At 71.5% G+C, this 20776-nt stretch carries 15 protein-coding genes; 5 read left to right on the forward strand and 10 right to left on the reverse strand.

Annotation, left to right across the window (positions count from 1 at the left end; genetic code table 11):
• On the reverse strand, positions 1 to 1418 hold a 1418-nt coding region (locus QM611_RS04245), incomplete at its 3' end, for a DEAD/DEAH box helicase (RefSeq protein ID WP_415078658.1).
• A gap of 203 nt (positions 1419 to 1621) precedes the next feature.
• Here QM611_RS04245 and QM611_RS04250 point away from each other — a divergent pair.
• Genes QM611_RS04250 through QM611_RS04260 form a run of 3 tightly spaced genes read left to right on the forward strand, consistent with a single transcriptional unit; the run spans position 1622 to position 4645 of the window.
• Entirely contained in the window at positions 1622 to 2671 is a 1050-nt protein-coding gene (locus tag QM611_RS04250; protein ID WP_415078659.1) for a biotin/lipoate A/B protein ligase family protein, read from the forward strand.
• On the forward strand, positions 2668 to 3609 hold the full coding sequence (locus tag QM611_RS04255; protein WP_415078660.1) for a DNA-methyltransferase: 942 nt from the start codon (positions 2668 to 2670) through the stop codon (positions 3607 to 3609). The genes QM611_RS04250 and QM611_RS04255 overlap by 4 nt, the downstream gene beginning before the upstream one ends.
• Positions 3610 to 3658: 49 nt before the next feature.
• Positions 3659 to 4645 carry an LLM class F420-dependent oxidoreductase gene (locus QM611_RS04260; protein WP_415078661.1) on the forward strand — a complete coding sequence of 329 codons (987 nt, stop codon included), beginning with the start codon at positions 3659 to 3661 and terminating at the stop codon, positions 4643 to 4645.
• A gap of 20 nt (positions 4646 to 4665) precedes the next feature.
• Here the strand turns inward: QM611_RS04260 and QM611_RS04265 are convergent, their stop codons facing one another.
• The 6 genes from QM611_RS04265 to QM611_RS04290 all read right to left on the reverse strand — a co-directional run bounded on the left by QM611_RS04265 (position 4666) and on the right by QM611_RS04290 (position 13977).
• Positions 4666 to 6141, reverse strand: a complete 1476-nt coding sequence (locus QM611_RS04265; RefSeq protein WP_415078662.1) for a carboxylesterase/lipase family protein — start codon at positions 6139 to 6141, stop codon at positions 4666 to 4668.
• Positions 6138 to 6980 carry an alpha/beta fold hydrolase gene (locus QM611_RS04270; RefSeq protein ID WP_415078663.1) on the reverse strand — a complete coding sequence of 281 codons (843 nt, stop codon included), beginning with the start codon at positions 6978 to 6980 and terminating at the stop codon, positions 6138 to 6140. The genes QM611_RS04265 and QM611_RS04270 overlap by 4 nt, the downstream gene beginning before the upstream one ends.
• Before the next feature lies 1 nt (position 6981).
• Entirely contained in the window at positions 6982 to 9249 is a 2268-nt protein-coding gene (locus QM611_RS04275; protein WP_415078664.1) for a glycoside hydrolase family 3 N-terminal domain-containing protein, read from the reverse strand.
• 4 nt (positions 9250 to 9253) lie between these two features.
• Positions 9254 to 11920, reverse strand: coding sequence for a glycoside hydrolase family 3 protein (locus QM611_RS04280; RefSeq protein ID WP_415078665.1), 2667 nt, complete (start codon positions 11918 to 11920; stop codon positions 9254 to 9256).
• 69 nt (positions 11921 to 11989) lie between these two features.
• Positions 11990 to 12580, reverse strand: a complete 591-nt coding sequence (locus QM611_RS04285; protein WP_415078666.1) for a TetR/AcrR family transcriptional regulator — start codon at positions 12578 to 12580, stop codon at positions 11990 to 11992.
• A 104-nt stretch (positions 12581 to 12684) separates the two neighbouring features.
• Positions 12685 to 13977 (reverse strand): MFS transporter, encoded by a 1293-nt coding sequence (locus QM611_RS04290; RefSeq protein WP_415078667.1) that lies wholly within the window; start codon positions 13975 to 13977, stop codon positions 12685 to 12687.
• A 207-nt stretch (positions 13978 to 14184) separates the two neighbouring features.
• On the opposite strand from QM611_RS04290, the gene QM611_RS04295 reads away from it, so the two are divergent.
• The gene (locus QM611_RS04295) at positions 14185 to 16422 is read left to right on the forward strand and encodes a beta-glucosidase family protein (protein WP_415078668.1); all 2238 of its coding nucleotides are present in this window, start codon (positions 14185 to 14187) and stop codon (positions 16420 to 16422) included.
• Positions 16423 to 16506: 84 nt separating this feature from the next.
• Here the strand turns inward: QM611_RS04295 and QM611_RS04300 are convergent, their stop codons facing one another.
• From QM611_RS04300 to galT, 3 genes are all read right to left on the reverse strand, one after another.
• Positions 16507 to 17415 (reverse strand): histidine phosphatase family protein, encoded by a 909-nt coding sequence (locus tag QM611_RS04300; protein ID WP_415078669.1) that lies wholly within the window; start codon positions 17413 to 17415, stop codon positions 16507 to 16509.
• 104 nt (positions 17416 to 17519) lie between these two features.
• Positions 17520 to 18713: a galactokinase gene (galK, locus tag QM611_RS04305; protein WP_415078670.1), complete on the reverse strand. Its 1194-nt coding sequence runs from the start codon at positions 18711 to 18713 to the stop codon at positions 17520 to 17522.
• Entirely contained in the window at positions 18710 to 19966 is a 1257-nt protein-coding gene (gene galT / locus QM611_RS04310) for a galactose-1-phosphate uridylyltransferase (protein ID WP_415078671.1), read from the reverse strand. Before galT ends, galK begins: the two co-directional genes overlap by 4 nt.
• A gap of 159 nt (positions 19967 to 20125) precedes the next feature.
• Here galT and QM611_RS04315 point away from each other — a divergent pair.
• On the forward strand, positions 20126 to 20776 hold a 651-nt coding region (locus QM611_RS04315), incomplete at its 3' end, for a LacI family DNA-binding transcriptional regulator (RefSeq protein ID WP_415078672.1).

Here is a 20776-nt window from a genome sequence, read left to right on the forward strand (position 1 = left end):
CGCTCCGCGGACTGCTCGCCGCCGCGCCGACCGGACCGGTCGCCAGACGGCCGGCCCGATCGGTCGCCCGACGGCCGGCCAGGCTGCTCGGCCTGCGGCCCGCCCGAGCGGGAGCGCTGCCCGCGGCCGCCCTGGCGGCCTGCGCCGCCCTGGCGCTGTGCAGAGCCCTGGCCCTGCTGCAGGCGGCGGCCGCCGCCCTGGGGCTGGCGTGCTTCCGGCGCGGCGGCGGCCGCCACGCGCGGAGCCGGCTCGCCGACGATCTCGCCGACGACGGCGGACTGGGCCGACACCCGCTCGGCGGGGGCGGCGATCCGCGCCTTTCCGAGCAGGTCGTTCACCTCGCGCCGCTGCGCGTCCAGCGCCACGGTGACCACGACGCCCTCGGCGCCGGCGCGCGCGGTGCGGCCCGAGCGGTGCAGGTACGCCTTGTGCTCCACCGGCGGGTCGACGTGCACCACCAGCTCGACGTCGTCGACGTGCACGCCGCGGGCGGCCACGTCGGTGGCGACGAGCACGCGCACGCCGCCCTTGTCGGCATCCTTCCCGAACGCGGCCAGATTGCGCTCGCGCGCGCTCTGCGACAGGTTGCCGTGCAGATCGACGGACGGGATGCCGGCGGCGGTCAACTGCTTGGCGAGCTTCTTGGCCTGGTGCTTGGTGCGGGTGAAGAGGATGCGGCGGCCGCGGCCGGACGCGAGGTGGCGCACGAGGGCGGTCTTCTCGTCGGCGTCGGGCACCACGAGCACGCGGTGGGTCATCACGCCCTGCGGGACGCTCGCCTCGTCGACCTCGTGGCGCACCTCGTCGCGCAGGAAGCGGCGCACGAGCGCGTCGACGCCGCGGTCGAGCGTTGCGCTGAACAGCATCCGCTGCCCGCCCTGCGGCGTCGCGGCCAGGATGCGGGTGACTCCGGGCAGGAACCCCAGGTCGGCCATGTGGTCGGCCTCGTCGAGCACCGTGATCTCCACGGCGCCGAGGTCGACGATCCGCTGCTTCATGAGGTCTTCGAGCCGGCCGGGGCACGCGACGACGATGTCGACTCCGCGCCGCATCGCCTGCTCTTGCGGCCTCTGGCTGACGCCGCCGAAGATCGTCGTGACGGTCAGGCCCGCGGCATCCGCCAGCGGCGCGATCGTCGCGACGATCTGGGTCGCGAGCTCGCGCGTGGGCGCCAGCACGAGACCGCGGGGCCGGCCGGGCTGGCGACGGGCCGCCCGGTCGCCGGAGAGGCGGGCGACCAGCGGCAGCGCGAACGCGATGGTCTTTCCGCTGCCGGTCCGGCCGCGACCGAGCACGTCGCGCCCGGCGAGCGAGTCGGGCAGCGTGTCGCGCTGGATGGGGAACGGCTCGGACTTGCCGGAGGCCGCGAGGACGACGGCGAGCTTGTCGGGCACGCCGAGAGAGGTGAAGGAAGACATGGTTGCTTTCGTGAGTGCACGCGGGCGATCGGATGCGCGGCGGTGCGGGATGGCGACGGCGCCCGGCGGGGCGCATCGTTTCGCCGTTCGAGAAGAGACGCGGCGGGCTTTGGGAAACCGGCCAGGAAGCGTATCGACGACGCAGCGGCTTCGGATGCCGCTTGGCAACCCTAGCAGGTGGGACGCGGCCTAGGCTGGGCGTCATGCACGGTGAGTTCAAGGTCCCGGGTGGAAAGCTCGTCGTCGTCGACCTGGAGGAGCGCGACGGACGCATCGCCGAGTTCCGCCTCGCCGGCGACTTCTTCCTCGAGCCCGACGACGCGCTGGACGCGATCGACGCGGCGGTGAACGGGATGCCGGTGGACGCCGATGCGGCCGCGATCGCCGCTGCGGTGCGGGCGGCCCTGCCTGCAGACGCCCAGCTGCTGGGGTTCACTCCGGAGTCGGTCGGCACCGCCGTGCGCCGTGCCCTCGCCACGGCCGCCGGCTGGCTCGACTTCGCGTGGGAGGTCGTGCACGAACAGGCCGTGTCTCCCCGTATGAACCTCGCGCTCGACGAGGTGCTCACGAAGCGCGTCGGCGACGGGCGGCGCACGCCCACGCTGCGGCTGTGGGAGTGGAACGAGTCGGCTGTCGTGATCGGCTCGTTCCAGTCGCTGCGCAACGAGGTCGACGCCGAGAACGCCGCCAAGCACGGGTTCGACGTCGTGCGGCGCATCTCCGGCGGTGGCGCGATGCTCATGGCGGCGGGGCAGATCATCACGTACTCGCTGTATGTTCCGGCATCCCTCGTGTCGGGGATGACTTTCGCGGACTCGTACGCGTTCCTCGACGACTGGGTGCTGCAGGCGCTGCGCTCGCTCGGCATCGACGCGGTGTACCAGCCGCTCAACGACATCGCCTCGCCGCAGGGCAAGATCGGCGGCGCCGCGCAGAAGCGGCTCGCCGGCGGCGGGGTGCTGCACCACGCCACCTTGAGCTACGACATGGACGGCCAGGTGATGGCCGAAGTGCTGCGCATCGGCCGTGAGAAGCTCAGCGACAAGGGCACGACGTCGGCGGCCAAACGCGTCGATCCGCTGCGCCGCCAGTCGGGACTGCCGCGCCAGCAGATCATGACGCGGCTGAAAGACACGTTCGTCCAGCTCTACGGCGCAACAGACGGCCATATAACCGCAGAGGAATACGCCGAGGCGGAGGCGCTGGTCGAGTCGAAGTTCGCGACGGACGCGTGGCTGCGCCGCATCCCATGAGCGCCGACGCTCCTGGCGGCCGCGTGACGATCCACGAGGGCGACAACCTCGACGTGCTGGCGGCGTTGCCGGATGCCTCCTTCACGCTGATCTACCTCGACCCCCCGTTCAACACCGGCCGCCCCCAGGCCCGCGCGATCGAGACCGCGCGTCCCGCCCCCGCCGAGACGGTGAGACTCCATACAGGCGCCGAGACCGCGGGGCAGAACCACGTTCTCGGCGCTCAGGTGGAGTCTCACGGACAGGGGGGCGCGGTCGTGCGGCAGGGGTTCCACGGGCGGGACTACGAGCGGCTGCGCGGCGAGCTGCGCGCGTACGACGACCGGTTCGACGACTACTGGGGCTTCCTCGAGCCCCGGCTGGCGGAGGCGTGGCGCCTGCTCGCCGACGACGGCACGCTGTACCTGCACCTCGACTACCGCGAGGCGCACTACGCGAAGGTGCTGCTCGATGCGGTGTTCGGCCGCGACAGCTTCCTCAACGAGCTGATCTGGGCCTACGACTACGGCGGCAAGACCCTGCGGCGCTGGCCCACCAAGCACGACACGATCCTCGTGTACGTGAAAGACCCGGCGCGCTACTGGTTCGACTCCGCGGCCGTCGACCGCGAGCCCTACATGGCTCCGGGCCTGGTCACCCCCGAGAAGGCGGCGCGCGGAAAGCTGCCGACGGATGTCTGGTGGCACACCATCGTGCCCACGGCCGGCCGCGAGAAGACGGGCTATCCGACGCAGAAGCCGGAGGGCATCCTGCGCCGCATCGTGCAGGCGTCCTCCCGGCCCGGCGACCGCGTGCTCGACTTCTTCGCGGGCAGCGGGACGACCGGCGCGGTCGCGTCGGCGCTCGGGCGCGAGGCGGTGCTCGTCGACGACAACCCGGAGGCGATCGCGGTGATGCGGGCGCGGATGCCGCACGCCCGCGTGATCGCCTTGGGCTGACGCGCGAACAGCACGGCCTCGCAGCACAGCGGGCCGTAAGATCGGGCCCATGCGATTCGGAACCTTCATCCCCCAGGGCTGGCGCTTCGACCTCGTCGGCATCGACCCCGCCGACCAGTGGCGGGTGATGCGCCACCTCGCGCAGCGCGCCGACGAGGGCCCGTGGGAGTCGCTGTGGGTCTACGACCACTTCCACACCCGCCCGGTGCCGAGCAACCAGGCCACGCACGAGGCGTGGACGCTGATGGCGGCGTTCGCCGCGTCCACCGACCGCGTGCGCCTCGGCCAGATGTGCACGTGCATGGGCTACCGCAACCCGGCCTACCTGGCGAAGGTCGCCGCCACCGTGGACGTCGTCTCCGGCGGGCGCGCCGAGATGGGCATCGGCGGCGGTTGGTACGAGCACGAATGGCTCGCCTACGGGTACGGGTTCCCCGGCATCGGCGAGCGCCTGGGCATGCTGCGCGAGGGGGTCGAGATCATGCGGCAGGCGTGGGAGACCGGCACGGCCACGCTCGACGGCGCGCACTACCAGGTCGACGGGGCCATCGTGCAGCCGCAGCCGCTGCAAGCGGGCGGCATCCCGCTGTGGATCGCGGGCGGGGGCGAGAAGGTCACCCTCCGCATCGCGGCGCAGCACGCGACCTACACGAACTTCGCCGGCGGGCTCGAGGCCTTCGACCACAAGAGCGACGTGCTGCGCGCGCACTGCGACGCGATCGGCCGCGATTTCGCGACCATCACGCGGTCGTCGAACTTCAACACCGTGGTCGGCGAGACCGAGTCAGAGGTCGCCGACCGGCTCGACGCCATCGCGGCGCGCGTCGCCCCTCACCTCGGCGACGACGTCGACGCCCTGATGGCCGAGTACCGCTCCGGCAGCGCCCTGGTGGGCACGCCCGAGCAGATCGTCGAGCGGCTGCGCGAGCACGAGGAGCACGGGCTCGGCTACGCCATCCACTACTTCCCGGAGGCGGCCTACGACCACTCCGGCATCGACCTGTTCGAGTCGCAGGTGATCCCGGCGCTGTCCTGACGCCCGCAGCGTGGCCGGCCTCACACCAGCGCGCGCACGCTCGCGTACCCGTCGGGCAAGAGGACGGGAGTGGATGGCGGCGCCCCGAACACGCGCGTGAGCCCCGGCCGCACCGACCACGCCGGCCAGCCCGGGTCACCGTCGCGCGCGAAGGCGACCGCCGCGGCGTGCATGTGGTCGGCCAGCGACTGCGGCGGGCTGTCGCCGGCGATGCCCGCGACGTGCTCGTCACCCAGGCAGTCGAACCAGAACGGCACGTCGAGGCAGTGCAGCGCCATGTCTCCGCGCACGGGCGAGCGCCACGCGAAGCGGTAGGCCCACGTCGGCGCCGCGCCGCGCGCGGCCGCCACACGCATCACGAGCGAGCGGAACACGTGGTCGGTCACGAAACGGCCGAGCACCGCCGCGGTGTCGCCGAGGCCGCGGTTCGCGCGCACGTACGCGCGCGCGTGCGCGCCTTCCCCGACCAGCGCCAGCGCGAGAGCCGGCGGAACGAACCGCAGCCGATCGCGGTAGGCCCGGGTGACCCCCGTGAACTCGTCGTCGTTCGAGCCGAGCACGAGAGCCTTGTCGGCGCCGACGCCGGCGGCCAGCGACTCCACGGTCGGGTGCTGGACGGTATCGCCGTCGAGCACGGGGCCGTACGGCACAGGCGCCAGCAGGGCGGCCCGCGCGGCGGCGATGCCCTTCGCCCCGGACGCGGCGGCGGGCACCTGCAGCTTCTCGATCTGCTTCTCGGCCGCCGTCGCGAACCCGTCGCGCGTGGGCGCCACGCCGAGCCGGGCAGCGAGGCGCCGGGAGGTCTCCCGCGCGCGCTCGGCCGGGATGTCGGCGACCGCCCCCGACGACGAGAGCGCGCGGCGGAACAGGCCCTGCGCGGCGGGCAGCGCGAGCAGGCGCAGCACGGCGCCGCCGCCGGCCGACTGGCCGGCGATCGTCACGTTGCCGGGGTCGCCGCCGAAGGCGGCGATGTTGTCACGCACCCACTCCAGGGCGGCGATCCAGTCGAGCACGCCGCGATTCTGCGGCGCCCCGTCGATCCAGCCGAAGCCGTCGAATCCGAGCCGGTACGACACGGTCACGGTCACGACCCCGTCGCGGTTGAACGCGCGGCCGTCGTACCACGGGCTCGCGGGGGAGCCCGACACGTACCCGCCGCCGTGGATGAAGACGAGCACCGGCAGCGCGGCCGACTCGTCGCCCGGCCGCGGGGTGAACACGTTGACGTTGAGGGTCGACTCGCCTGGCACCGACGGCTCGGGGATCAGCGTGGGGCCCGGCGACATCCACCGCTGCGGGGTCGCGCCGTACGCGACCGCGTCGCGCACGCCCTCCCACGGTTCGACCGGCGCCGGCGCCGCGAACCGCAGCGGCCCCACTGGCGGGCGGGCGAAGGGGATGCCGAGGAAGGCGGCGGATGCCCCGGGTCGGCCGGGGGCGCCCCGCCACACGCCGCGCACGGCACCGGCCGCCGTGCGGCAGACCGCGTCGTTCATCCCAAGAACTCGAGCAGCGCCGCGTTGACCGCGTCGCCGTGGGTCCACAGCAGCCCGTGCGGCGCGCCCTCGATCTCGACCACGGCGGCGCTGGGCAGCAGGGCGGCGAATTTCCGCGCGGTTTTGTCGATGGGGAGGATGTTGTCGGCCGTGCCGTGCACGATGAGGCTCGGCACCTCGAGGTCGGCGATGGCGCGGATGTCGGCGCGGAAATCGGTCGGCCACGTCAGCGGGGCGGCGGCGATGGCCGTGTTCCCCGCCTGGTTGCCGACCTGCACGCTGGCCTCCAGCGCCTCCGGCGAGATGCGCGAGCCGAGGTTCTCGTCGAGGTTGTAGAAATCGGCGAAGAACCCGGTCAGGAACGCGTAGCGGTCGTCGGCCACGGCCGCGGCGATGCCGTCGAAGAACTCTTGCGGCCCGGCCCCGTCGGGGTTGTCGTCGGTGATCAGCAGGTAGGGCTCGAGCGACCCGATGAAGACGGCTTTGGCGACCCGGTCGCTGCCGTGCGCCGACAGGTAGCGCGCGATCTCACCGGTTCCCATCGAGAAGCCGACGAGCACGGCGTTGTTGAGGTCGAGCCCTTCCATCAGCGCGTCGAGGTCGGCCGCGAACGTGTCGTAGTCGTAGCCGGAGCCGGTCTTCGTCGACGCGCCGAACCCGCGGCGGTCGTAGGCGATCACGCGGTACCCGGCCGCCAGCAGAGCGCGCTGCTGCTTGCCCCATGACTCCCCGTTCAGCGGGAAGCCGTGGATCAGCACGACCGGCTGGCCGGCGCCCTGGTCGGTGTAGAAGAGGCGGATGTCGGCCGAGTTCTCGGCCCCGACGGTGAGGTACGGCATGTCATTGCTCCTCGACGGTGAAGGTGGCCACCACCTGGTCGCGCGACCGGCTGGACCGGCCGACGCGCAGCTCGAACTCGCCGGGCTCCACGACCCGGCGCCCGCGCGCGTCGACGAGCGTGAGGTCGGCGACCGGGATGTCGATCGCCACGCGCGCTTGCTCGCCCGGCGCGAGGTCGACCTGGCGGTACGCCTTGAGCTCCTGGTCGGCCCAGCTCACCGACGTGACGCGGTCGCTGACGTAGGCCTGCACCGTCTCGCGCGCGGGGCGCTCGCCGACGTTTCGGACCGTGACCTCGGCGTGCAGGGTGTCGTCGGTGCCGAGCTGGTCGTGCGCGATGGTCAGGTCTTCGTACTCGACGCGCGTGTACGACAGCCCCTCGCCGAACGCGAACGCGGGGTCTTGAGTGAAGTCGGCGTACGTGTCGCCGTGTTGGCCGCGCACCTGGTTGTAGTAGATCGGCTGCTGGCCGACGTGCCGCGCGAACGAGATCGGCAGGCGGCCGGATGGCTCGATCTCGCCGAGCAGCAGTTCCGCGATCGCGCGGCCGCCCTGCATGCCGGGGTTGGCTGCCCACACGAGCGCGGCGGCCTTGTCGACCGCCGGCGGCAGCACGAGGGGCTTCGACGCCATGAGCACGACGATCAGCGGCGTCCCCGTCTCGGCGAGGGCCTCCAGCAGCGCGATCTGCCCGCCGATGAGCTCGAGCGTGGCCGTGGACCGCATCTCTCCGACGAGCGGGATGCAGTCGCCGACCACCGCGACGGTGTAGTCGGCGTCCTGCGCGGCGGCGACCGCGTCGGCGAGCTGCTGCGGGTCGACGGCGACCGGCGTCAGCACCGGCGGCCGCGGCTGGCCGTCCGGGTAGGTCGGGCCGTCCGGGTGCTCCGCGAACGTGGCGATTCCCGCGCCGGCCACGTGGGTGACAGTCCACCCTTCTGGCGCCCGCTCGCGCAGCCCGTCGAGCACAGTGGTGATCATCTCGCGCGGCTGGCTGTCGAGCCATCCCGCCTGCCCCGAGCCTCCCGCCCAGTCGCCCAGCTGCTCCTGCGCGTCGTCGGCGAGCGGTCCGACGACCGCGATGCGGCGGGCGCCGGCGCTCACGGGGAGCGGCAGCAGCGGGCCCTCAGCCGGCCCGGCGGCGTCGTTGCGCAGCAGCACGAGGCTGCGCCGGGCGACCTCGAGGTTCAGCGCGGCGTGCTCGGCGGTGCCGATGCTCGCCTCGATGCGCTCGCGCGAGGGCCGGCGCGGGTTCTCGAACAGCCCGAGCTCGAACTTCACCGTGAGCAGGCGCTCCACGGCGGCGTCGAGGTCGGACTCGTCGAGCAGGCCGCGCTCGATCGCCTCGAGCGCCCCGTCGTAGAAGCCGGGCGTGTTCATCACGAGGTCGTTGCCCGCCTTCACGGCCGCCGCGGCGGCGTGCGCGTAGTCGGGCTGCACCTTCTGCTCCCACACCATCCGGCCGACGTTGTCCCAGTCGGTGACGAGGGTGCCGGTGTAGCCCCACTCGCCGCGCAGCACGTCGCTGAGCAGCCACTCGTTGATCGTGATCGGCACGCCGTCCATGCTCTGGTAGCCGAGCATGAACGTGCGGCACCCCTCCCGCGCGACGCGCTCGAACGGCGGCAGGAACCACGAGCGCAGCTTGCGCGGCGACACGTCGGCCTCACTGGCATCCCGCCCGCCCTGCGTCTCGGAGTAGGCGGCGAAATGCTTCGCGGTGGCGAGGATCGCGGTGTCGTCCGACAGCCCGCTGCCCTGGTAGCCGCGCACCATGGCGGACGCGAGCTCGCCGATAAGGAACGGATCCTCGCCGAAGGTCTCGCCCACGCGCCCCCAGCGCAGGTCGCGGGCGATGCACAGCACGGGCGAGAACGTCCAGTGCACGCCGGTGGCGGAGACCTCGACCGCGGTGGCGCGCGCCACGCGCTCGAGCAGTCCGGCATCCCACGAGCCGGCCATGCCCAGTTGAGTCGGGAAGATCGTCGCGCCCTCCCAGAACGAGTGGCCGTGGATGCAGTCCTCGCCGATGAGGAGCGGGATGCGCAGCTCGGTCTGCTCGGTCAGCTCGTGGGCGCGGATGACCCGCTCGGGCGAGGTGTGCAGGATCGAGCCGACGTGGATCCGCAGCACCTGGTCGTCGAGGTCGTCGCGCGCGTCGAGCTGGAGCATCTGCCCCACCTTGTCGGCCGCGCTCATCCGCGAGAGGAGGTCGGCGACCCGCTCGGAGACGGCCAGGGAGGAATCGAGATACGCCGGTGCAGTCACACGACTATTCTGCCGTGATCGAGCCTCGCAGGCGGATGTCGGCGGACGACGCTCCCACCAGTACGTCCACGTCGCCGGAAGCGACGGCGAAGTCGTGGCTGTCGACGTCGTAGTACGACACCGCGCGGCGGGGGATCGCCACCTCGACGCGCTCTGTCGCGCCCGGCGCGAGCGTCACCTTGGCGAACCCGGCCAGCTGTTTCGCGGGCGTCGGCACGGGAGCGGGCAGTTCGCCGACGTAGACCTGCACGACTTCGGACCCCTCGCGCCCGCCCGTGTTGGCGACGGTGACCGAGGCGATCGCGACGGCGTCGCCGTCGCCGGGGCGGATGTCGAGGTCGGAGTAGGCGAACGTCGTGTACGTGAGGCCGTGGCCGAACGGGTAGGCGGGCGTGGCTGCCGAGCGGTAGCCGACGAACACGCCCTCGTCGTAGTGCACGCGGCCGTCGACGCCCGGGTAGGTGCGCGCGTCGGCCGCCGGGGTGTCCTCGAGCCGCTGCGGGAACGACAGCGGCAGTCGGCCGCCCGGCTCGGCCGCGCCGGTCAGCACGCGTGCGAGCGCGTCGCCCTGCGCCTGGCCGGGGAACCACGCCTGCACGAGCGCGGCGGGCTGCCCGCCCCAGTTGTTCTGGTCGACGGGGCTGCCTGTCATCAGCACGAGCACCGTCGGGGTGCCGGTGGCCAGCACTGCCTTGACCATGTCGTCCTGGCCGCTCGGCAGCCGCATGTGCGGGCGGTCGTCGGCCTCGGCCTCGTACGTGCGCACGACGACCACGGCGACGTCCGCGTCGCGCGCCAGGTCGGCCGCCTCTTCCACCTCGGGGGCGAACACGCCCTCCGGCGGGGTCCAGCCCAGCCGCACCCGGGCGCCGATGAGGTTGCCCTGCGACGGGTCGTCGGCGGCGTACTCGAACACGAACTCGTACGGCGTGCCGGCCTCGAGTGGGAACGTGACGGTGTCGAGGGCGGGGATGCCGTCGCCCGTGCCGCCCTGGTCGATGCCGCCGCTGCCCGCGTAGCCGCTCCCGGCGTAGCCGCTGCCCTCGCCGGGAGCGGAGCCCGATCCGGCGAGGGGGACGATCGTGGCGGCCCCGTCCGCGGTGTTGTCGTCGCGCGCCGCCGACGTGTGGGCCACGCCGCCGAGCGAGAACCGGTAGCTGCCGAGGCTCGTGACGACGAACTCGTAGTCGCCCGTGACGGGAACCGTGAGCGTGCCGGTGTAGCGCACCGACAGCCGGCCGTTCAGCTCGCCGGGCAAGCGCTCGTAGCGCGCCGATCCGGCGTTGAATCCGGGGAAGTTGTGGAACCCGAGGTTCAGCTCGATCGGCGCCTCGACGCGGGTCAGGAACGGGTCGCCGGCGAAGTCGGTGTTCGTCCAGAAGTCCGCGTGCAGGCCGCGCTCGCCGTCGGGCGTGCGGAAGAAGCTCGACGGGACGGCATCCGGGCCCGGCAGCAGGGCGCCCGGCGTGACCGGGTCGGAGCCGTAGGCGGTCGTGATCTCGACATCGTCGCCGAGGGCATTGCGCAGGCCCTCGAGAGGCGAGACGCCCTTCGTCGCGCGCACTTGCGAGCTGCCGCCGCCCTGTGCGCTGATCGCGTCCACGTCGGGGCCGATGAGCGCGACTTTGGCAACCCCTTGCAGCGGCAGCAACGGACCCTGGGCTGGTCGGAGGGGGTCGTTGCGCAGCAGCACCATCGAGCGCTCGGCGACGCGCTGGGCGAGCTCGTGGTGCGCGTCGGCGTCGAACTCGGCGACGCTGACGGGGTTCTCCAGCTGGCCGAGGCCGACGAGGGGGCGAAGGATGTTGCGGACCTTCTCGTCGATCGTCTCCTCGGACACCTCGCCGTTGTTCCACGCGTGCCACAGCTGCGCGCCCCAGTACCCCTCGCCCGGCTGCTCCTGGTCGAGGCCGGCGTTCGCCGAGGTCGCCGAGGAGTGGTTGGCGCCGTAGTCGCTCATGATCCAGCCGCGGAATCCGAGCCGGTCGCGCAGGATGTCGCGCAAGAGGGTGGCGTTGTCGCACGCGAACTCGCCGTTGACGCGGTTGAACGACGCCATCATCGACGCCACCCCGGCCTCGCGCACGAGCGCCTCGAACGGCGGCAGGTAGAGCTCTCGCATCGTGCGCTCGTCGATGACGGCGTCGACCGACGAGCGGTGGTCCTCCTGGTTGTTGATGGCGTAGTGCTTGGCGCACGCTTGCACGCCCTGCTCCTGCACGCCCTTCACGAACGCGACGCCGATGCGCGACGTCAGCACGGGATCCTCGCCATACGACTCGAACGTGCGACCGCCCACGGGCACGCGCGCGATGTCGACCGCGGGGCCGAGCGAGACGTTGTGGTCGGTCGAGCGGCACTCGGCGCCGACGGCGGCGCCGTACGCGTGCGCGGTGTCCGGCTCCCAGGTCGCGGCGAGGGCGAGCGGCGCCGGCAGCGCCGTGGCCTTGCCCTCGTGCACGTCGCCCTTGTTGATGCGCACGCCCGCGGGGCCGTCGGCCATGTGCAGCGCGGGCAGCCCCAGGCGCTCGAGCGGCCGCGCGTAGAAGCCGTAGTTCCAGTTCACCTCGCCGGTGACGAAGGCGACTTTCTCATCCAGCGTCATTCGCGCGAGGATCGCCTCGACGCGTTCCTCGGTCTCGGGTGTGGCCCAGGGGCTGTTCTCGGTCATGGGAGGCGCTTTCGTTTCCGCGGGCCTCGTTGCCCGGCCTTCGGAGTATGCCTCGAAAACCGAATCAGATCAAGATTTCGCGAGATGCGAGTCGGCGGCAAGCGCCGTCCACAAGTGGCGCAGGCGCGAGATCATGTCGACCGACGGGTCGATGAGCCACTGCTGCTGCAGTCCGTCGGCGGCTGCCATGACGAGGTCGGCGGCCTCGTCGGCGTCGATGTGCGGGCCGAACTCGCCGGAGTCCTGCGCGGCGCGGACCGAGAGCGCGAAATGCTCGTGCACCGCCGCGGCGCGCTCGACGAAATAGCCGTGGGCGGGGTGCTTGCCGATGCTCGCCTCCGCGGAGAACTCCACGTACAGCTGCACCAGGCCCGGCACGCGCGTGTTGTTCTCGATGATGCCCAGGATGCCGCGGAAGTCGGGTGTGGGATTCCAGTAGCGGGCTTCATCGCGGAGGTCGCGCGCTTGCAGCACGGCCATGTAGAGCTCTTCCCGGGAGCCGAAGTAGTGCATGAGGCCTGCCTGGCTGAGCCCCACACGGCGCGCGATCTCGCGGTTGGACGCGTTGCGGCATCCGCGTTCGGCCACCACTTCGAGCGCGACGCTCAGAATCTCTTCGCGCCGCTCTCGCCCCTTGGCATACGGACCCCGGTTGTTCACGCTGAAACGCTCGCTCACTGTGCGGAATCGGACGGATGGTGCAGGCGGGGCGGATGCCCGCCAGGGCCTTGCGACCCCGGCCGGCATCCGCCCCGCCGTCGTTGCTACTTGACCTTCTTGATCGGGAAGATCACGAGCGCGCCCACCAGACACGCCGCCGCGCAGATCGAGAACCACAACCCGTAGTTGTTTCCGGTCGGGTCGCCGATGTACACCATGATCGCGCCGATCATCGGAGCGAACGTCTGCGGCAGGGCGTTGGCGATGTTGAACACGCCGAGGTCCTTGCCGGAGTCGTCCGGGTTGGGCAGCACGTCCATCACCAGCGCCATGTCGACGCCCACGTACATGCCGTACGCGATGCCGAGCGTCAGCTCCAGGAGCAGGAAGGTCGGCACGTCGTGCACGAAGATCAGCGCCAAGGTGCCGAAGGCGTACAGGGCCGTCGAGGTCCAGACGAAGACCTTGCGTCGACCGAGCTTGTCCGACAGCCAGCCGCTGGCGTAGCTGACGATGATGAGCGCGACCGTGTAGATCAGCACGCTCTGCGAGATCACCGACGGGATGTCGTCCTGCGGGATCCCCACGTGGACCTGCAGGTAGAAGAACCGGAAGGTGCTGAAGCCGAAGCTCGCGAAGGTGATGAGGAAGCGCGACCACCACGCCAACGCGTAGTCCGGGTACTTCAGCGGGCTCACCCAGAACGTCTGGACCATTTCCTTGAACGTCTGGCGCGGGGGCTTCTCCGGAAGCACCTGGTCAGGCAGCACGACAGCGAAGATGATCATCGCGGCGATCGCGAGCACCGACGGCCCGACGAACATGATGAACAGCTGGTCCTGGAAGAACTCGGCGACGTACGTGCCGCCCAGGATTCCGATGTTCTGCATGATGCCGATGGCCGCAGTGATCTTGCCACGCTGGAACTTCGGCACGTGGTCGGCCATCGTCGCGATGAACGGCGCGAACGTCATGTTGGCGCCGAGCTGCGCGAGCGCCCATCCGACAGTCGCCCACAGCAGGTCGGGCGCGAGCGCCATGATCACGAACGCGAACGTCATGATAATCGTGCCGAGCACGATCCAGATGCGACGGCGGCCCCAGCGCGACGTGGTGCGGTCGGAGACCTTGCCGAAGATCACGTTGGCGATCGTGGCGAACAGCGCGCCGACACCGCCGAGCACACCGGCGGCGCCGGTGGCGCCATCCGTCGGAATGGCTCCGGCCTCCACGAGGGAGTTGATCTTGATGCCGATACCGATGATCGCAGGGCCGAGCAGCGCGACGAAGAAGAACAGCTGCGCGATGAGCAGCCAAGCGACGTACTTCTTCGGTGCTGGCTCTGTTGGCTCCTTGAACCAGTGGTGCTCGCGCACCGCTGCTGTTGCGGCTGTCATCCCAGAGGGATTGCCTGCGGCTGAACCGCTGACGTTACTCATATACCTGCCTCCTTTGGCGGGCTCTTGGTGGGGGGTCCGGGTCACCGCAAACATGCGGCCGCCAACCCTTGTCAGAGGAAAACCTAGACCGCTATGGTTTCCGAGACAAGCATTTCTGCGAAATTGCTGAGAGCGTGTCGCTCACAGACGAAGGAGTCCCAGCCCATGACCGACGGCATTCCCGAGCTTTCCGAGCTCACCCTGGAGGAGAAGGCGGCGCTGACCAGCGGCCTTGATTTCTGGACCACCAAGCCCATCGAGCGAGTCGGCATCCCGTCGATCATGATGACCGACGGGCCGCACGGACTGCGCAAACAGGGCGGCGCCAGCGACCATCTGGGGCTGGCCGACAGCATCCCCGCCACGTGCTTCCCGCCCGCGGTCGGGCTCAGCGCCACCTTCGACGCCGAGCTCGCCGAGCGCATCGGCGCCGCGATCGGCACGGAGGCGGCCATCGAGAACGTGGCCATCGCCCTCGGCCCAGGCGTCAACATCAAGCGCACGCCGCTGTGTGGGCGCAACTTCGAGTACATGTCGGAAGACCCGATCGTCTCCGGCGTGATGGGCTCTGGCCTCGTTCGCGGCATCGAGTCCAAGGGCGTGGGCTCGTCGCTCAAGCACTTCGCGGCCAACAACCAGGAGACCGACCGCGTGCGCGTGTCGGCCGACATCGACCCGCGGCCGCTGCGCGAGATCTACCTGCGCGCCTTCAAGCGCGTCGTCGAGGACACCCAGCCGTGGACGGTGATGTGCTCGTACAACCGCCTCAACGGCGTGTACACGTCGGAAGACCCGTGGCTGCTCACGCAGGTGCTGCGCGACGAGTGGGGCTACACCGGCATGGTGGTGTCCGACTGGGGCGCGGTCAACGACCGCGTCGCGGGCATCGTGGCGGGCATGGACCTGGAGATGCCATCCAGCGGAGGCCGCACCGACGCCCAGATCGTGGCCGCGGTGCGCGAGGGGCGCCTCGACGAGGCCGACCTCGACAAGGTCGTCGCGCGACTGCTCGACATGCTGCGCAAGGCGCAGGCGCGGCCGGCGATCGCGGGCCCGCTCGATGTCGACGCGCACCACGCGCTCGCCCGCGAGGCGGCCCGCCGCGCGCTTGTGCTGCTGAAGAACGACGCCCTTCGACAGGCTCAGGGTCCGCTGCTGCCGCTGAGCCGCGACACGAATGTCGCCGTGATCGGCGCTTTCGCCGAGACGCCGCGCTACCAGGGCGCCGGCTCGTCGCAGATCAACCCGACGCGGCTCGACTCGGCTCTCGACGGCATCCGCGAGCTGGCCGAGGGCGAGGTCTCGTACGCCGCCGGGTTCACGCTCGACGGGAGCGGGGATGCCGCGGCGCTGCGCGCCGAGGCGGTCGCCGCCGCCGGGGCCGCCGACGTCGCCGTGGTCTTCCTCGGCGTGCCGTCGGAGGAGGAGTCGGAGGGCTTCGACCGCGACCACATCGACCTGTCGTCGGCGCAGCTGGAGCTCGTCGACGCCGTCGTGGCCGCCAACCCGAGCACGGTCGTCGTGCTCTCCAACGGCGGCGTCGTCGCCCTGCCGTTCGCCGACCGCGTGCCGGCGATCCTGGAGGGGTGGCTGCTCGGCCAGGCAGGCGGCGGCGCGACCGCCGACGTGCTCTACGGCGTGGTGAGCCCGTCCGGCAGACTGGCGGAGACCATCCCGCAGCGCCTCGAGGACACCCCCGCGTACGGCAACTTCGTCGGCGAGTTCGGGCACGTCCGCTACGGCGAGGGGCTGCTGGTCGGCTACCGCTGGTACGACGCGAAGGGCCTGGACGTGCAGTACCCGTTCGGCCACGGCCTGTCGTACACGACGTTCGAGTATGGCCAGGCGTCGGCGGCCGTCGCCGACAGCGGCGACGTCGTCGTGACGGTGCCGGTGACCAACACCGGGGATGTCGCCGGCCACGAGGTCGTGCAGGCCTACACGTCGCTGCCGGGGTCGAAGGTGCAGCGCCCGCCGCGCGAGCTGAAGGCGTTCGCGAGCGTGCCGCTGGAGCCGGGCGAGACCAAGCAGGTCGAGCTGACGCTGCGCCGCGACGAGCTGGCGTACTGGGATATCCGAGTGGACAGCTGGATCGTCGAGGGCGGCGACTACACGATCGACGTCGGCGCCTCCAGCCGCGACCTGCGCACGCAGGCCAGCGTCCAGGTCGCCGGCGACGAGGTCGAGCTCCCGGTCTCGATGAGCTCGTCGTTCGAGGAGCTGCTCTCCAACGCGATCGTCGGCCCTCCGCTGCAGGCGGCGCTGGACGAGAAATACGGCACCGAGAACGACCTGGTCAAGCTGGTCGGAAACTTCCCGGTCAACCGCCTGGAGGGCTTCGCGCTGCCGCGCGCGGAGCTGGAGGCCCTTGTCGCCCAGGCCCAGCAGGCCCAACAGGCGTGACGACGGGCCTCACGAGGCCCGCCGCACACAACGAGACCCACAGCCAGGCTGTGGGTCTCGTTGTGTTCCGCGGGTGAGGCGGGGCTACTGCCGGTAGCTCGTGTCGCCCACCGACTTGACGGTCCACTGACCGTTCTTGTACTGCAGCTCGCTCACCGCGACGTTCGAGATCCCGCTGGTCACCGTGGTGCCCAGAGAGTCGATCGCGCACGTGATCGACAGTCCGCTGGAGACCACGAGCACGCGCTTGTCGTTGTCGCGCACGGCCTTGCGCGCGATGCTGTTGAGCGAGTCCATCATCCGGTCGCTGACGTCTGTGCAGTCCTCGGCAGGGAAGGCGATGCTGGTGTCTTCGCTCGGCTCCTCGGCGATCTCCTTCATTGCCGACATCATCGCCTTCAGGCCCTGCTCGGTGATCGCGAGCAGCTGCATGGTCTGCCAGCCGCCGTTCTGCCCGGTGGCGTCGACCGGCGCCGTCGCGTCGGCGTCGTGGTCGACGGTGTAGCCCATGTGCTCGACGATCGCCGTCCACATCTCCTTGTTCTCCGCGCCCTCGTACTTTCCGAAGTTGATCTCGCGGAGCCCGGCATCCTGCGTCACCTTCAGGCGCTGGTTCGCGCCTTTGAGGATGTAGGTGGCCGTCTCGAAGTGGCGCTTCATGTCGGCCGAGTACGCGGCGTCGATCTTGCCCTCGCGGGCGCGCAGGTTCTTGCCGACCGTCTGCGGCAGGATGCGGGCATCGAGCACCGAGCCATCCGCGCTCGTGCCCACCATCAGCGGCGAGTCGATCCAGCCCTGCACCCGCTCCAGGGTGTTGAGGATCGTCTGCCCGTGCCGGGTGAGGTAGATGGTGACCGTCTTGTCCTGGTGGCCACGGTGCAGTTCGGCCGCGCCAGTCGGGACCTGAGCGGCGGCGGCGCTCCAGCCGCCGATCGTGGTGGCAGCGAGCACGACCACGGATGCGATCGCGATGCGGGGACGGATTCGTTTCATGTTTGTCTCCTTCGACAATCCTCGGCGGGGGGTCGCCGAGGCTGGTGAAAACCTATCCCGTTGAAGGATTCGCCCAGCAGGGGCCGTTGCCGAATCGTTACCCGTCAGGCGTCGCGAGCAGCGCCGGCGGAGGGGACGACGGTGAAGACGTGGGGAGGACGGAATGCGGATGCGGCGAACGCTCGCGTGATGTCGGTTGCCGCCGTGGCCGCGTCCTCTCGAGGGACCAGAGCGATCGCGGCGCCGCCGAACCCGCCGCCGGTCATGCGCGCGCCGATCGCTCCGGCCGCGATGGCTGCGTCGACCGCGGCGTCCAGCTCGGGCACCGAGATTTCGAAGTCGTCCCGCATCGAGGCGTGCGACGCGCGCAAGAGCGCGCCGATCGCGCGCGGCCCGTCGCTGCGGAGCGCGCGGACAGTGTCGAGCACACGCTGATTCTCGGTCACGACGTGCCGCACGCGCCTTAAGGTCTCGTCGTCGACGCGCGCGGCGACCTCGGGCAGGTCGTCGACGGTGAGATCGCGCAGGGCCGTCACGCCCATCGCCGCGGCCCCCCGCTCGCACGCCGCTCGGCGCTCGCGGTAGCCGCCGGTGGAGTGCGCGTGCGCGACGCGTGTGTCGACCACGAGCAGCTCCAGCCCAGCGGCCGCCAAGCCGAGCTCGACGATGTCGGTCTCCAGCGACCGGCAGTCCAGGAACACGGCGGCGTCGGGCTGGCCGAGCATCGAGGCCATCTGGTCCATGATCCCGGTGGGCGCGCCGACCGCGTCGTTCTCGGCGACGCGGCCGGCGCGCGCGAGGGCCACCCGGTCGAGGCCGAGCCCCCACACCTCGCCCAGAGCGGACGCCACCGCGCCCTCGATCGCGGCGGACGACGACAGGCCTGCGCCCACCGGCACGTCGGACGCGATCGCGATGTCGGCGCCCGCGCCGGCGGCGCCGGCCTGGCGGCGCAACGCCCACGCAACGCCCAGGGGGTAGGCGGCCCACTCCGGCACGTCCGTGCCGGAGTGGGCCGGGAAGAGGCGGTCGAGGTCGTCGAGGTCGACCTCGACGACCTCGGGGGCGTGCGTGGACGCGACACGCAGACGCGTGTCGCGTCGTGTGCCGATTGCGGCATATGTTCTGCGGTCGATGGCGAACGGCAGCACGAACCCGTCGTTGTAGTCGGTGTGCTCGCCGATGAGGTTCACCCGGCCGGGGGCCGACCATATGCCGTCGGGGCCGCGCCCGGCGAGCTCGTTCAGCAGGCGGCGGGCCGCGGCATCCGCTCGCTCGTTCGCTTCGGCCGCGCTCACGGGGCCACGTCCTCGATCGCCGCGCGCAGCCGGTCGGCAGATGCCTCCGGCGGAATCTCCGCCGTCCACGCGCCCATCGCGGCCTCCGAGCCGGCGAGGAACTTGAGCTTGTCGGCGGCTCGACGGGGGGAGGTGACCTCCAGGCGCAGGCGAACGGTGTCGCGCCCGACGTGGACGGGCGCCTGGTGCCACGCCGCGATGTACGGCGTCGGGGTGTCGTAGAGGGCGTCCACGCCGCGCAGCAGGCGGAGGTACAGGGGAGCGAGCTCGTCGCGTTCGGCGGGCGACAGCGCGGCGAAGTCGGGCGCGTGCCGGTGGGGCACGAGGTGCACTTCGACGGGCCAGCGTGCCGCGAATGGCACATACGCGGTCCAGTGCTCGCCGCGCAGCACGACACGCTCGGCGGCCTGCTCGAACTCGAGCACGCGCTGCATCAGGTCGGGCCCCGACCGGTCGATCGCATCGAGCAGCCGTCGCGTTCGCGGCGTGACGTAGGGGTAGGCGTAGATCTGCCCGTGCGGGTGGGGCAGGGTCACGCCGATCGCCTCGCCGCGATTCTCGAACGGGAACACCTGCTCGACGCCCGGCAGCGCCGACAGCGCGGCGGTGCGGTCGGCCCACGCCTCGATCACGGTGCGCGCCCTGGTCGGGGTCTGCGTGCCGAACGAGCCCTCGTGCTCGGGGCTGAAGCACACCACTTCGCACCGGCCGACGCTCGTGCGCGAGCGCCCGAGCCCGGGCGTTGCCAGGTCGTCCAGCCCGCGCGGCGGGTCGGCGGCCGGCGCGGCTGCCGCCGCGAATGTCGGAGATTCGTCGGGTTGTCGGAGCATTTCGCCCGAATCCTCCGACATTGGCGCGATGCTCCGACATTCGAGGCGCGCGCGGGCAGGGTCGGCGAGGGCGGGTCCGAACGCGGGCGAGCGGTTCTCGAACACGGCAACGTCGTACCGCGACGGGATCTCGCTCGGGTTGGCCGCCGTCTGCGGGGCGAGCGGGTCGAGGTCGGCGCTGGGCAGCATGACGCGGTTCTGACGGTTCGCGGCGACCGTGATCCAGTCCCCGGTGAGCGCGTCGAGCCGCATCGTCGCGGTCTCCGGGCGCGCGTCGAGCACGCGCGCGTCCACTCGGCGCTCGGAGCCGAGCTCGGTGCCGGGGTCGTCGTAGTAGATCAGCTCGCGGCCGTCGGCGAGTCGCGTCGCGCGCTTCACGACCCCCGCGCCGAGCTCCACGGGAGGCGTCGAGGGTGTGTTCACGTCAACATGGTAGCGTTCGGCGTGTGTTAGCGTCAACACACCCGCCGCTCGCGGAGCCTGTCAGGGAAGCTGCGGGTTGTCGTCGCCGGCGCCCGAGCCTTGTGTGACACGCGACGTGGGAAGAGAAGGGAGACGACGGTGGCGGAGCGGCGAGTGTCGATGGCGGATGTCGCCGCGCTCGCGGGCGTCTCCGGGCAGACCGTGTCGCGGGTTGTCAATGGGAGCCCGCGCGTCGACGCGGGCACGCGTGCCCGCGTCGAGGCTGCCATGGCGAAGCTCGGGTACCGTCCGCATCGCGCCGCGCGCGCGCTGCGAACGGGCCGCACGCAGACGATCGGAGTCGTCGCCAAAACGCTCGCGAGCGTGGGCAACTCGCGCATGGTGCAGGCGGTGGCGGATGCGGCGGCCACCCGCTCGTACGCGCTCGTGGTCGTGACGCTCGGCGAGCGCGGCGACATTTCCGCGGCGTTTGAGCGGCTGCGCGAACAGGGCGTCGATGGTGCGGTCGTGCTCAACGAGGCGACGACGCTGGCGCGCGGCGTCGCCTCGCCCACCGAGCCGGCCCTCGTCGTCGTGGACTCGCCCCCCGACGACCGGTTCGCCGTCATCGAGACCGACCACGCCGGCGGCGCGCGCGCGGCCACGGAGCACTTGCTCGCGCTCGGACACCGAACGGTGCACCACGTCGCGGGGCCGTCCGGCTCGTTCGCTGCCGCCGAGCGGGAGAGGGGATGGCGCGAGGCCCTCGCGGCCGGCGGCGCGACCGCGCCCGACGTCGCGCGCGGCGACTGGTCGTCGGCATCCGGCCAC

This window comes from Microbacterium sp., from assembly GCF_047606685.1.
In the GTDB taxonomy this organism is placed as follows: Bacteria; Actinomycetota; Actinomycetes; order Actinomycetales; family Microbacteriaceae; genus Microbacterium.